Annotated in this window: 16 protein-coding genes; 8 read left to right on the forward strand and 8 right to left on the reverse strand. The window is 57.6% G+C overall.

Annotation, left to right across the window (positions count from 1 at the left end; all coding sequences use genetic code 11):
- Positions 1-4 precede the first annotated feature (4 nt).
- The 4 genes from E3E42_RS11070 to E3E42_RS11085 form a co-directional block, all read right to left on the reverse strand.
- A complete protein-coding gene (locus E3E42_RS11070; RefSeq protein ID WP_167904706.1) occupies positions 5-400 on the reverse strand; it encodes an AAA family ATPase in 396 nt (131 codons plus the stop codon).
- Between the two features lie 160 nt (positions 401-560).
- Positions 561-1,475: a hydroxyacid dehydrogenase gene (locus E3E42_RS11075; protein ID WP_167904801.1), complete on the reverse strand. Its 915-nt coding sequence runs from the start codon at positions 1,473-1,475 to the stop codon at positions 561-563.
- A 13-nt stretch (positions 1,476-1,488) separates the two neighbouring features.
- Positions 1,489-2,136, reverse strand: a complete 648-nt coding sequence (locus E3E42_RS11080; protein ID WP_167904803.1) for a TIGR00153 family protein — start codon at positions 2,134-2,136, stop codon at positions 1,489-1,491.
- Between the two features lie 16 nt (positions 2,137-2,152).
- On the reverse strand, positions 2,153-3,067 hold the full coding sequence (locus tag E3E42_RS11085; protein ID WP_167904707.1) for a 2-dehydropantoate 2-reductase: 915 nt from the start codon (positions 3,065-3,067) through the stop codon (positions 2,153-2,155).
- A gap of 53 nt (positions 3,068-3,120) precedes the next feature.
- Here E3E42_RS11085 and otg point away from each other — a divergent pair, with 53 nt between their 5' ends.
- A complete protein-coding gene (otg, locus tag E3E42_RS11090; protein WP_167904708.1) occupies positions 3,121-3,657 on the forward strand; it encodes a methylated-DNA--protein-cysteine methyltransferase in 537 nt (178 codons plus the stop codon).
- The gene (locus E3E42_RS11095) at positions 3,633-4,661 is read left to right on the forward strand and encodes a tetratricopeptide repeat protein (protein WP_167904709.1); all 1,029 of its coding nucleotides are present in this window, start codon (positions 3,633-3,635) and stop codon (positions 4,659-4,661) included. Before otg ends, E3E42_RS11095 begins: the two co-directional genes overlap by 25 nt.
- A gap of 7 nt (positions 4,662-4,668) precedes the next feature.
- Here the strand turns inward: E3E42_RS11095 and E3E42_RS11100 are convergent, their stop codons facing one another.
- Positions 4,669-4,851, reverse strand: a complete 183-nt coding sequence (locus E3E42_RS11100; protein ID WP_167904710.1) for a hypothetical protein — start codon at positions 4,849-4,851, stop codon at positions 4,669-4,671.
- 86 nt (positions 4,852-4,937) lie between these two features.
- On the opposite strand from E3E42_RS11100, the gene E3E42_RS11105 reads away from it, so the two are divergent.
- Positions 4,938-5,273 (forward strand): nascent polypeptide-associated complex protein, encoded by a 336-nt coding sequence (locus E3E42_RS11105; protein WP_167904805.1) that lies wholly within the window; start codon positions 4,938-4,940, stop codon positions 5,271-5,273.
- A 39-nt stretch (positions 5,274-5,312) separates the two neighbouring features.
- Here the strand turns inward: E3E42_RS11105 and E3E42_RS11110 are convergent, their stop codons facing one another.
- Both E3E42_RS11110 and E3E42_RS11115 read right to left on the reverse strand, forming a co-directional pair.
- Entirely contained in the window at positions 5,313-5,672 is a 360-nt protein-coding gene (locus tag E3E42_RS11110; protein ID WP_167904807.1) for a carboxymuconolactone decarboxylase family protein, read from the reverse strand.
- A 66-nt stretch (positions 5,673-5,738) separates the two neighbouring features.
- A complete protein-coding gene (locus E3E42_RS11115; protein WP_240913694.1) occupies positions 5,739-7,277 on the reverse strand; it encodes a hypothetical protein in 1,539 nt (512 codons plus the stop codon).
- 162 nt (positions 7,278-7,439) lie between these two features.
- Here E3E42_RS11115 and hflX point away from each other — a divergent pair, with 162 nt between their 5' ends.
- Positions 7,440-8,750 (forward strand): GTPase HflX, encoded by a 1,311-nt coding sequence (gene hflX, locus E3E42_RS11120; RefSeq protein ID WP_167904711.1) that lies wholly within the window; start codon positions 7,440-7,442, stop codon positions 8,748-8,750.
- Here the strand turns inward: hflX and E3E42_RS11125 are convergent.
- A complete protein-coding gene (locus E3E42_RS11125; protein ID WP_167904712.1) occupies positions 8,706-9,668 on the reverse strand; it encodes an inorganic phosphate transporter in 963 nt (320 codons plus the stop codon). The genes hflX and E3E42_RS11125 overlap by 45 nt on opposite strands.
- A 223-nt stretch (positions 9,669-9,891) precedes the next feature.
- Between E3E42_RS11125 and E3E42_RS11130 the strand changes: the two genes are divergently transcribed.
- From E3E42_RS11130 to E3E42_RS11145, 4 genes are read left to right on the forward strand one after another with little or no spacing between them, the layout of a single operon-like run.
- Entirely contained in the window at positions 9,892-10,449 is a 558-nt protein-coding gene (locus E3E42_RS11130) for a pyruvate/ketoisovalerate ferredoxin oxidoreductase subunit gamma (RefSeq protein ID WP_058939904.1), read from the forward strand.
- Positions 10,450-10,492: 43 nt separating this feature from the next.
- Complete coding sequence (locus E3E42_RS11135; RefSeq protein ID WP_058939905.1) at positions 10,493-10,810, forward strand: 3-methyl-2-oxobutanoate dehydrogenase subunit delta; 318 nt, start codon at positions 10,493-10,495, stop codon at positions 10,808-10,810.
- A gap of 10 nt (positions 10,811-10,820) precedes the next feature.
- Positions 10,821-12,008, forward strand: coding sequence for a pyruvate ferredoxin oxidoreductase (gene porA, locus E3E42_RS11140; RefSeq protein ID WP_167904713.1), 1,188 nt, complete (start codon positions 10,821-10,823; stop codon positions 12,006-12,008).
- A gap of 5 nt (positions 12,009-12,013) precedes the next feature.
- The gene (locus tag E3E42_RS11145) at positions 12,014-12,949 is read left to right on the forward strand and encodes a 3-methyl-2-oxobutanoate dehydrogenase subunit beta (protein WP_167904714.1); all 936 of its coding nucleotides are present in this window, start codon (positions 12,014-12,016) and stop codon (positions 12,947-12,949) included.
- The last annotated feature ends 54 nt before the right edge of the window (positions 12,950-13,003 follow it).

Below are 13,003 nucleotides of genomic sequence, written 5' to 3' on the forward strand. Positions count from 1 at the left end.
CCCCTCACGGCAGGGAGGAGGTCAGCACCGTTGGATAGTCGTCCCTAAGAACCGAAACCATCCTCTCCCAGCCCTCGACTTCCTGAACCTCGTCAAGAACCACGTAATCAAACTCACCAAAAAGCTCGTAACCTGCCTGCATAAGCCTCCTATAGTCCCCAATCGCGAAACCCGCCATCGCAGGATCCTCAAAGTTCACGTACAGTGGTCTGCCGGGAAGGGTCGCCGAGAGAACAGATTTTCCGGAGCGCCTCGGCCCGGTTATTATGTGAGCCGTTGGGCTGAAGTTAGCAAGAATCCTCCCCTTCAGCTCTCTCCCGACGATGTTCTCCCGCTCAAGCTTCCTGCTCAGGGTATCCCACTGATCAGCCAGCACCCTCTTAAGTTCCTCAACGTTCATAGGACAAACTAGTTCAAACTCCCTATAAAGTTTACCACTATACTGGCAAACTTCTCATCAAAATCGTACCACCATACTGGTAAACTTTTCCAGCGAACTTTACCAGTATGCTGGTAAAGGTTTGCGAGAAGTTGAAGATGAACTAAAGGGAAGAAGGGCATCAGCCCTTCAGAACCTCGACTATCTGCTCCGCGACCTGAACACCTGCCCTCATCTGGGCCTCGACGGTCGAGGCGCCGATGTGGGGGGTCAGGACAACGTTGTCAAGCTTGGTGAGCGGGTGGTCGGCCGGGAGCGGCTCCTCCTCGAAGACGTCGAGGCCGGCACCGGCGATCCAGCCCTCCTGGAGGGCTTTGACAAGTGCATCGGTGTCAACGACGGCGCCCCTAGCCGCGTTGATAAGTATTGCGGTGGACTTCATCAGCCTAAGCCTCTCCTCGTTTATTAGGTGGTGGGTAGCTTCGATGAGGGGAACGTGGAGGGTGACAACGTCGCTCTCCCTGAGGAGGTCCTCAAGGGAGGCGAAGGTTCCACCGACTTCCCTGGCCCTCTCTTCGTTCGGATAGGGGTCGTAGAGCAGGACGTTCATGCCGAGGGCGCGGGCTATCTTGGCGACCTCGTAGCCTATCCTTCCAAAGCCAACAACCCCAAGGGTCTTGCCCTCAAGCTCGATTCCCATGGCCTGCTTCTTGGCCCAGGTTCCCTCGCGCATCTTCCTGTCGGCAAAGGCAACCTTCCTGGCCACGTTGAACATAAGCGCAACGGCGAGTTCGGCGACGCTCCTGCTCGAGGCGCCGGGACTGTTCACGACCTTTATTCCGCGCTCCTTGGCGGCCTCAAGATCGATGTTGTCCAGACCGACGCCCGCCCTTCCTATGACCCTGAGCTTCGGGGCGGCCTCGATGACCTTTCTCGTCACCTTCGGCTTGCTCCTGACTATTATAGCCTCAACGTCCCCGACGAGCTCCAGAAGGCGGGCCTCATCGGGATACTCCTCAAAAACAACGTCAAAACCGGCATTCTTTAAAACCTCAATCGCCTTCTCGTGCAGCGGTGCCGCAACCAAAACCTTCACCATTTCCATCACCTCATCCTCTTCTCTTTATCGCCATGAGCATGACCTGATCCGACGCGTCCTCGGCGCGGTCGGCTATGTCTCCTATCTTCGTCAGTATCTGGTTCCAGACGAGCTTTGCGTAGGTCGTAACGGTCTCGCTCTCAAAAACCTTGCCCTTGACGTCGTACTCAACCTCGTCGGCTATCTCCTCGGCATCCTCCACGGCCTTGGCCAGCTCTATCGCCCTGTCAACGTCCGAGTTCATAGCGTTCACCGCCTGAACGAGAACCCCGTAGGTCTCAACGGCGGACTCCACGAGCCTCATGATCTCGGCCCTCAGCTCCTTCGGAACCTTCGGCTTGGCCAGTATGAGGGTGTGGGCCGCGCTCTCGGCGGCATCGGCGACCTGGTCGATGAGCTCGCTCAGCCTTACGTAGTCCCCCCTGTTGGCGGGCAGAAAGGCGCCCTCGTAGAGCATGGTCTCTATGCCCCTCCTGAGAGTGTCGGCCTTGCTCTCCAGCTGGTCAACCTCCCTCTCAAAGGCCCTGGCCCTGTCAAAGTCACCGTTGAGGTAAGCATCAACCAGCTCCCTGAAGGCAACGAGGGACTCGCTGACGACCTCAAGGTGCTCGTCTATGGCTTCAAAAACGCTGCTCTCCTTACCCCCGAATATGGGCATCTTCGACCCCTCCAGTCTAAACTTCACCGCCCGGTTTATTTAGATTTTCCCTGGCTTTGATCAGGGCCCACAAAAGCTCGTTTCTGGGGGCCTCCAGACCTACGGAGTGTGCGTACTCCACTATCTTTCCATGGATGTAGTCCACCTCTGTCCTCTTACCGCGCCGTATATCCTGGAGCGTTGAGTTGTAGTTCTCCCGCGTCCGCTCTATCGTATCCCAGAGGAGCTCCAGGGGGTGTATTTCGAACTCCACACCCAGCTTCTGGGCCACGAGGCACCCCTCGCGCGCCAGGTCCACGGACACCGCTTCGAGATAGGGGTCATCCTTCAGCGCACCGTTCTTCACTCCCAGAACAGTTCCAAGACCGTTGATGACGGAGTTGACTATGGCCTTCGCCCACTTCCAGCCGATAACGTGCTCCGTAACGGACGTTTCAAGGCCCGCAGCTCTGAAAACTTCGGCCACTCTTTCCACGAAGGGATCAGCCCCCGTCGGGTACCTCCCAATAACCGTGAGTCCGCGCCCGGTCCAGCGCACGTGGCCCCACTCAACGAGCATGGCACCGTTCGTGGTCACCCCGCCGATGACCTTTCCTGTCACCTTAAGGGCCAGCTCCTCGTTGCCGAGGCCGTTCTGCACGCTGAGTATCCACGTATCCGGCCCTATGCATCCCCTGGCGCACTCCAGGGCTACCTTCGTAGAGTACGACTTCGTGGCCAGAATCAGCAGGTCCGGCGGCTCATCTGGGGCGGTGAGGCTGGCCAGGGGATGAACCGTGAACTCCTCAACCCCCGAGACGTGCAGACCGTTCTCGTTTATCGCCCTGACCTGGTTCTCCCTTCCAATCAGGGTGACCTCGTTCCCCGCCCGCGAGAGGAGCGCGCCAAAAAGAGAGCCTATGCTTCCGGCCCCGAGCACGTAAATCTTCATCCCACCACCGCAACCGTTTAAAGCCCTACCCTTAAAGCGTTACCGATGGGATTATGTTGAGCGTTGAGAAGTTCCGGATAGCTGACAGAGACGTCTGGATAGCTGTGCTTTTTGAGGACGGGATTCAGGGGATAACCTTCGCTCTGGATGGGGAGCAGTTCGAGAGGAACCTCGACCGCCTCACGGGCTTTCTGAGGAGAAGGGGTGTGGACATCAGTACCGGACGCGGAAGGTCGGACTACCCCACCCTCGTCAGGGACGTCATCATCGGCAGGGTGGGCAACGCCGAAATTCTACCGGAGCTCTCCTTTGAGGGCGTAACGGCCTTTGAAAGGAGGGTTTACGAGTGGCTCACGAAAAACGTTAAAAGAGGGAGTGTTATAACGTATGGTGGCCTTGCCAGGGCCATTGGTACTTCACCGCGGGCCATAGGCGGGGCGATGAGGAGGAACCCCTACCCCATCGTTGTTCCCTGTCATCGCGTCGTTGCCCACGACGGCATCGGCTACTACACGCCACGACTGGACGAAAAGGTCTTCCTGCTCAAAATCGAGGGGGTGGAAGAATGGACAAGCTCAAAGCGTACCTGATCGGTTTCCTGATAGCGGTTGTAGCGATAGCCGCTGGAATAGTCTGGTACGGCGGCTGGAAGCTGCTGCTCCAGGTGATACTCACCCTCGGCTTCCTCGGCGTCACTCTGATGCTGCTCTTCTTCACAGGGCTCACGCTTTACGCCGAAAGCTGGAAGTACGGGGCGATACTCGCGATATTCACCGCTGTGAGCGGCTACGGCCTCTACCTGAGCGCCACTTGGCGGAGCCTCAACGTCGTCGCCGGAATAATCGTCTTCTTCATAGCGATCGTCGCCTTTGGAATCTGGTACATCAGCGAACCCGACCTCGGTCTCGCGGACCGCTTCCGTTCGGCCGAAAAGCTGGAGCGGGCGGGCAAGTACAAAGCTGCAGCAAGGAAGTACGAGAAGGCCGGGAACTACCTGAAGGCGGCCGAGATGTACGAGAAGCTCGGCTGGATGGAGAGCGCCGCCTGGGCCTACGAAAAGGCCGGGAAGTACGAGAAGGCCGCGGAGATATACGAGGCCCTCTACGACAAGGAAAAGGACACCTACTACCTGAAGGAGGCCCACGAGTACTGGAAGAAGGCCGGAAACATGGAACGGGCCGCCAAAGCCCTCGAGCGCTACGCCGAGGAGGAGCCCTGGTTCTGGGAAGACGTGGCAAAGCTCTACGAGGAGCTGGGCAACGAGGAGAAGGCCAGGGAAGCATGGGAGAGGGCCCTGGAGTACTACCAGAAGGAGGCCGGGGAGGAGGGCGTCTTTTACGAGGACGTCGGTAACATCGCCAGGAGGCTCGGGAAGGAGGAGCTCGCCAGGGAAGCCTACGAGAAGTTCCTAGAGTACTGCCTGAAGGAGGCCGAGGAAGACCCGATGTGGTGGAAGCACGTCGCCGAGGCGTACGACTACCTGGGCGAGAAGGAGAAGGCGGAAGAGGCCAGAAAGAAGTACGAGGAGTACAGGCAGAAGATCATGAAAGCCAACGAGGAAACCTCGAATTTTCCGGGGGAGAAGAAGGAGTAATCCCTGACTAGTACACCTCTCCCGTTTCCTCCAATTCCTCGAGTTCTTTCGCTATTTCCCTCTCCATTCTCTCCGCGTACCTCTCCATCCAGTCGAAGAAGAACCAGGCTGCGAGGATGGGCAGGGCTATTGCCAAGAAGCCAAATACAATCTGAAAGTCCGCGGGAACGGTCCGGGGGATGTACGGCATGCTCTCCCGGGAAGGATTTCGCGGGGCACCCAAAAACCTTGCCAACCTTTTTAAAATCCGGGGATAACTCTCCCCAGGTGGTAGCGATGATGGGGATGAACCCGCGGCAGATGAAGAAGCTCATGCGCCAGATGGGCATCAAGATGGAGGAGCTCGAGGGGGTTGAGGAAGTCATAATCAGGATGGAGAACAAGGAGATAGTCCTCAAGGAGCCAGTCATTACGATAATAACCGCGCAAGGCGAGAAGAGCTATCAGATCGTCCCGGGAAGTGAGGAGGTCAGGGCCATCGTAAGGGTCTCGGAGGAGGACGTCCAGCTCGTCATGGAGCAGGCCGGCGTCGATTACGAGACAGCAAAAAAGGCCCTCGAAGAGGCAAACGGCGACCTGGCGGAGGCCATACTGAAGCTGACTGAGGAATGAGTCAGACCAAAGAAGAGAACAAAACGAAAACGTCGAGGTTCACTCCTCTCCCTTCTCCTTCTGGAAGGTCTCTATGGCCTTCATGAGCGGTATGAGGTGCATCAGGGCAGGACCACCGGCCATGAGAACCGCAACGAGGCCCGCCTCGATAAGCTCCTCTGGCTTGGCACCGGCGGCGAGGGCCTTCTGGGTGTGGAGATAGATGCACCACTCGCAGCCCTGGGCTATGCCGAGGGCGAGGGCTATGAGCTCCTTTTCCCTAGTGGTCAGGGCCTTGTTGTCGAGGGTCTCCCTGAGAAACCTCGAGAAGGCCGATATCTCCTTCGGGTGCTGTTTACCCAGCCTGTCGAGGAGCTCCTCTATCTCCCCAAGTTTGACGTTAACATCGTCGTAATCCATAGGGCTCACCATATAAAGCTAAAAAAGGACTATCTTAAAGGCATTTCCAAAACGAAAGGTTCAGAACTAGGTGTGGACCACAACACCTCTCTGACGGAGGCGGAGGATGTCATCAATGACGTCTATGAGGGAAGCGATTATCTCATCGTACTTCCCGCCATCCATACCGTACACTGTTTTAAGCCGGTCTTTAAGCTCGAAAAGCAACTCCTCATCCAGATCCATGAGCCGCTGGGCCTCCCTGGCGAGGAATCTAAGCACAACCCCCCTGGCATCGTCCCGCTCAAGGAGCTGAAACATGACACCCATTGTTGACCTCAGGAAGGCATCATCCTGAACCTTATCGGTGATTCTGGAGAGGAGTTCCAGCGCACCCTCTATATCTCGTGGATGGGCAGATTTAAGGAGCACGTTAAGGAGGGACGCGAAAAACTTCTGGGTTCCCGGGTAAAGCGTGTAGATATCCGCCAGAACCTCCGCAGCGGTTTCCCTGGCCCACGGGTTTTTGCTCTTCAGAAACTCCCCCAGGACGGGCAGTATGCTGTAGGCATCGGAGGGGGTCAGGTACTGGGTAAGTCTGGAGACTATCCACAGGGCGTCCATTCTTCTGGTGTAGTCCTCGTCCTCCAGCATCCCGAGAACCCGGCCCATAACCTCCGGATCCATCTTGGCGAGTTCAGCCACGATCTCGGGTTTTCCAGCATCGAGAAGCCGGTCGATGTCTTTCGCGCTGTACTGACTGGCAGTCATGCTCTTTGTAAGGTCCTCGGTGTCCTTTATGGCATTATCAACACCCGCCGACTTCTCAAGCTTTTCGAGGACCTGGGCCGCACGGATACCGAGTTTAACGTCTCCCCTGAGCCGTTTAATGCCGTTGATGGCCTTCAACTTATTTCTCATGCTGAGCTTGTCGGAGCGAGACAGAAGTCTGTCCATGGACATAACCGCCCTCTCGACAACGTATGGGTCTGGATGAGAAAGAAGGTCCGCCATCTTATCGAATACCTCGTTTAAAACCTTGGTGTCTTCAGTCTTGCTGGCCATCTCGGTCAGGGCAGTTATCGCGGCACCCTGGACTTCACGCTTTTTGCTTGAGCCTATGAGGGAGAACAGCCAGCCTATCAAACGATAGGCCAGCTTTGCAAACTTTGCACCCACCTTACCCAGGCCCTCTGAGGCGTATTCACTGAGTATCGGAATGCCTGATTTGATGACATCCATAAGCGCATCTGTGATTCTACCGTACTCCTCCTCGGTAAGCTGACCCCGCTCAAGAAGGGCGTTCAGAACCTCCAGCGCCTTGAGGGCAACCCTCTCATTACCGTCTCTGGTCAGGGAGATTATTCCATCCAGTGCGGCGGAGAGCCGACTCTGGGAGAGTCCATCTTCCCCGACCATGTCAAGAAGAACCTGGAGGGCGTTGGCCCTCACATGGGGGTTATCGTCCGACAGCAGCTCCAGAAGAACCTGAAAAGCGCTGTCGTACTCGGATGCAAGTTCACGAACCTCCCGCAGATGCCAGGCCAGGAGGTCTTTACGCATGCCCGCCTTGTTAACCACAAGCTCCCCGCCGCCCAAAGCCATCAAGGTCAGCCAATACACCATCAGCGTCACCCTGGAATACTTAGATTACACTCCGATTTAAGGGTTCCCTCAACGCCCGCTACTCAAATCGAACCTGTCGTGCGGTAAATGGTGCCACAATCAAACATCAAACACAGCAGGGAGGCGCAAAACTATTAACCCCCAAAGAAAAGTGGGAACAGAATGAAGGCTATAGGCGTAATAAGAAAATCCAGGCGGGACAGGGTCAGCCGCGAGGAGTTCGAGGAGCTGCTGAGAAGCGCTGGCTATGAGGTAGTGGCGATACTCGAGCAGAACAGGGAGGAGCATCCGAAGTACAACATCGGAAAGGGGAAGCTGGAGGAGCTCAGGGAGCTGGTTCGGGAGCTGGAACCGGACAGGGTCGTGTTCGCCAACAAGCTCAGCCCGAGCCAGGCGTACAACCTCTGGAAGGAGCTCAGGGTTGAAATCATGGACAGGTGGCAGCTCGTTCTCGAAATCTTCGAGAAACGCGCCCACTCAAAGGAGGCCAAGCTCCAGGTGGAGCTGGCGAGCCTCCAGTACGAGGTTCCGCTCGTGAAGGAGGCCATCAGAAGGATAAAGCTTGGCGACAGGGCGGGTTTCAAGGGAATGGGCGAGTACCAGACCCAGCAGTACCTCAAGCACATCCGCTACCGAATGGGCCGGATAAGAAGGGAGCTGGAGAGGGTCAAAGCCGATAGAGAGGTGAAACGGAAGCGCCGCGAGGAGGTTGGCTTCATACTGGTGGCCCTTGCCGGCTACACCAACGCGGGGAAATCGACCCTTCTCAACGCCCTCGCCGGGGAGGATATAGAGGCGAGGAACCAGATGTTCACCACCCTGGACACGACGACGAGGCGCTTCAAGCTCGGCGGGAAGAGGGTTCTCGTCACCGATACTGTGGGCTTCATCGACGGCCTGCCACCGTTCATAGTCGAGGCCTTCCACTCGACGCTCGAGGAGATAGTAAAGGCGGACATAATCCTGCTCGTCCTGGATGCGAGCGAGCCCTGGGGGGAGATAAGAAGAAAATTCATGGCGTCCCTGGGCGTCCTGAGGGAGCTGAAAACCCTGGACAGACCGATGGTGGTTGCACTCAACAAGATGGACCTGACCAACAGGGAAGACGTCCGCGACAAGGCCGAGAGGGTGAGGGAGATAGCGGAGGAGAGGGGCATAAACCTCCGCCGCGTGGTATCGATCTCCGCGAAGCTGGGGGAGCTTGAGGAGCTTTACGATGCGCTCGAGGATGCCGTGCTGACCCTGCCAAAGTACGGGGCCTTTGAGATAACCGTGACGGAGCCAGAGAAGGTGCCGCAGGTCATGGCCCTGATAAACGCCATCGGCGAGGTTCTAAACGTGGAATACGGCGAGGAGACCAGAATAGAGGCCTACATACAGACGGGGATGATAAAGGAGCTGACGAGGCTCGGCGTGGGGATACGGAGATTAAACCAGCCCCACAAGGGCGAAGGCCTTAAAGATGGCCAGTGAGAGTATCACTGCCGTGAGGGGGGTCGCGACCCACCCGAAGACTATATCCCTGATAACCGATTTCTCAACGCCCCTGCCGGCGAGGAGGCCCACTCCCACCACGCCTCCGACTATGGACTGGCTCGAGCTTACCGGAAGGCCGAAGAAGTTGGCGAGGCTGACGGCGATGGCGGAGCCAAACTGGGCGGCGAAGGCTGAGATTGGGCCAAGGGCCGTTATCTTCTTCCCAACGGTGTGCATCACCGCGTAGCTGAAGGTGAGGGCACCGAGGGAGAGCGCTATCGCCCCGAATATCCCGGCCACCTTCGGCTCCATGAAGCCCGCGCCGACGAGGGGTCCGGAGGCGTTGGCCACCTCGTTGGTTCCGAAGTTGAAGGCCATGTAGGAGCCGCCGAGTATCGCCAGGGCCTTGTAGAGGGATTCAAGGGTCGAGACGCTCCTGATCCTCGACACCACCAGAGAATAGAACCTGTACAGAACTATCGCAAGCAGACCCGAGAGCACGGGGGAGACGACCCATGCGGCGGCGATTTTGGTGAGGGTGTACCAGTTCACAGGGGCGTGGGTGGCCAGGCCGACTCCGATGACGCCCCCCACTATGGCCTGGGTCGTGGAGACCGGGAGCCCCTTGACCGTCGCTATCGTGACCCAGACTCCCGCCGCGAGGAGGGCTATGACGGCCATCTCCATCGTGAGGTAGCCCTCCGGCACTATGCCCTTCCCGACGGTCTTCATAACCTTGTATCCCCTGAGGTAGGCCCCCATGAGGACGAATATTGCTATCGTGAGAGTGGCCTGGCGGAAGCTCAGTATTCCAGCCCCGACCGCGGTGCCCATGGAGTTGGCGGAATCGTTAGCGCCTATGTTCCAGGCAATGTAGAAAGCCACCGCAACAGCCGCCACCGCCAGGCCATCCATTTTAACCACCACTATATAGACTATATACCTGCGTGGGGTTTGCGGACTTAAAAATTTAGCGGGCGAACTTTTTTCGGGAAACGATGACCGCTTTTTACCATTGACGACTGACAACGTTCACGCCTACCCAAAGACAGCTGCCGAAGGGAGCTTAAGCCAATACCGAAACTTAAATAAATGCATTGGATGAATAAACTTTGACAAATTTAAGGAGGCAGAGAAGATGATCGAGATTCGTTTTCACGGTAGAGGTGGACAGGGTGCCGTTACCGCCGCCAACATACTAGCCTCAGCTGCTTTCCTTGAGGGCAAGTACGTCCAGGCGTTCCCGTTCTTCGGTGTTGAGAGGCGTGGAGCGCCGGTTACGGCTTTCACCAGGATCGACGAGAAGCCGATAAGGATCAAGACCCAGATCTACGAGCCGGACATAGTGGTCGTCCTCGACCCGAGCCTTCTCGACACCGTCGACGTTACCGCCGGTCTCAAGGACGGCGGAATAGTCATCGTCAACACCGAGAAGAGCAAGGAGGAGGTCCTTGAGAAGCTCAAGAAGAAGCCGGCCAAGCTCGCCCTCGTTGACGCCACCACCATAGCCCTTGACGTCCTCGGACTGCCGATCACCAACACCTCGATCCTCGGTGCGGTCTCCAAGGCCACGGGTGTCGTCAGCCTCGAGCACGTCCAGAAGGCCATCCAGGACGTCTTCTCCGGCGCCCTCGGAGAGAAGAACGCCAAGGCCGCAGAGGAAGCCTTCAACAAGACCGTCATCTACGAGCTCTGATCTTCTTTCCTTACCCCTTAATTCAAGCAAGGTGGTGATGAGGTTGAACACGCTGTTCGGTGAAAAGAAAGAAGGGGCCACCAAAATCGTCCTCAAGAGCGTGGACGAGTATCCCGAGGCCCCTGTGAGCCTGGGAACAACCCTCAGCAACTTCACGGGAGACTGGAGGACCTTCATCCCGGTCATTGACGACGAGAAGTGCGTTAAGTGCTACATATGCTGGAAGTTCTGCCCGGAGCCGGCCATATTCATCCGCGAGGACGGCTACGTGGGAGTTGATTACGACTACTGTAAGGGCTGCGGCATCTGTGCGAACGAGTGCCCGACCAAGGCAATAACCATGGAGAAAGAGGAGAAGTGAGGTGTTGGTTATGGAGTACAAACCCATTAGGAAGGTTGTGAGCGGCAACTACGCGGCCGCCTACGCCGCCAAGCACGCCCGCGTCGAGGTCGTGGCGGCTTACCCGATCACTCCTCAGACGAGCATCATCGAGAAGATAGCCGAGTTCATAGCCAACGGAGAGGTTGAGAACCTCGAGTACGTGGCCGTGGAGAGCGAGCACTCGGCCATGGCAGCGTGCATTGGAGCGAGCGCGGCTGGAGCCAGGACCTTCACCGCCACCTCGGCCCAGGGTCTCGCCCTCATGCACGAGATGCTCCACTGGGCGAGCGGTGCTAGGCTTCCTGTGGTCATGGTCGACGTCAACCGCGCCATGGCACCCCCGTGGAGCGTCTGGGACGACCAGACCGACAGCCTTGCTCAGCGCGACACCGGCTGGATGCAGTTCTACGCCGAGAACAACCAGGAGGTCTACGACGGCGTCCTCATGGCCTTTAAGATAGCCGAGACCGTTAACCTCCCCGCGATGGTGATCGAGAGCGCCTTCATACTGAGCCACACCTACGACGTCGTCGAGATGATACCGCAGGAGCTCGTTGACGAGTTCCTTCCGCCGAGGAAGCCGCTCTACACCATCACGGACTTTGACAACCCGATATCCGTGGGCGCCCTCGGAACCCCGGCCGACTACTACGAGTTCCGTTACAAGATACAGAAGGCCATGGAGGAAGCCAAGAAGGTCATCCACGAGGTCGGCAGGGAGTTTGGCGAGCGTTTTGGAAGGGACTACAGCCAGATGATAGAGCTCTACAGGACTGACGACGCAGACTTCGTCTTCATGGGTATGGGTTCACTCATGGGAACCGTCAAGCAGGCGGTCGATGTTCTCCGCGAGGAGGGCTACAGGGTAGGTGCCGCCAAGGTCCGCTGGTTCAGGCCGTTCCCGAAGGAGGAGCTCTACGAGCTGGCAAAGAGCGTTGATGGTATAGCCGTCCTCGACAGGAACTTCTCCTTCGGCCAGGAGGGCATACTCTTCAACGAGGCCAAGGGAGTCCTCTACAACACCGACGCCCACCCGATCATGAAGAACTACATCGTCGGCCTCGGAGGCAGGGACTTCACGGTCGCCGACGTCAGGAGGATAGCCGAGAACATGAAGGCAATCATCGATAAGGGAGAGCTTGATGTAGAGGTGGACTGGTACCACCTTAAGAGGTGAGAAAGATGGAGATTCCCGAGAACGTTAAGAAGAGGTTGAGCATTCCAGCTGATGAGCACTTTTACGCAGGCCACACCGCCTGCCAGGGATGTGGCGCTGCCCTTGGACTTCGCTACGTGCTCAAGACCTACGGCAAGAAGACCATCTTCACGATCCCCGCGTGCTGTTCGACCATCATAGCCGGTGCGTGGCCGTACTCAACCCTCGACGCCCCGCTCTTCCACACGGCCTTTGAGACCACCGGTGCCGTCATGAGCGGCATCGAGGCAGCCCTCAAGGTCAAGGGCTACAAGGTCAAGGGCGAGGACGGTGTCATGGTCGTCGGCTGGGCCGGCGACGGTGGTACCGCGGACATAGGCCTGCAGGCCCTCAGCGGATTCCTCGAGAGGGGCCACGACGCGCTCTACATCATGTACGACAACGAGGCCTACATGAACACCGGAATCCAGAGGTCCGGTTCGACCCCGTACGGTGCCTGGACCACCAACACCCCCGGCGGAAAGAAGCACTTCCTCGAGAAGAGGCACAAGAAGAAGGTCATCGACATAGTCATAGCCCACGAGATACCCTACGCCGCCACCGCAAGCGTCGCCTATCCGGAGGACTTCGTGAGAAAGCTCAAGAAGGCCAGGGACACTCCGGGACCGAGCTTCATCCAGCTCTTCGCCCCGTGCCCGACCGGCTGGCGCTCACCGACCGACAAGAGCATTGAGCTCGCAAGGCTCGCGGTCCAGACCGCATACTTCCCGCTCTTCGAGTACGAGAACGGCAGGTACAAGATCAACATGCCCTCACCGAAGAAGGAGCCGAAGCCGATAGAGGAGTTCCTCAAGTTCCAGGGCAGGTTCAAGTACATGACCACGGAGGACATCGAGATCCTCCAGCAGTGGGTCAACCACGAGTGGGAGAGGCTCAAGAAGCTCGCCGAGGTCTTCGGCTGAGCTTTCCATCTTTACCCCAAGGTTTAAGTTTCCATCTGATAAGTCACCCGAGGT

This window comes from Thermococcus sp. JdF3 (assembly GCF_012027495.1).
Lineage (GTDB): Archaea > Methanobacteriota_B > Thermococci > Thermococcales > Thermococcaceae > Thermococcus.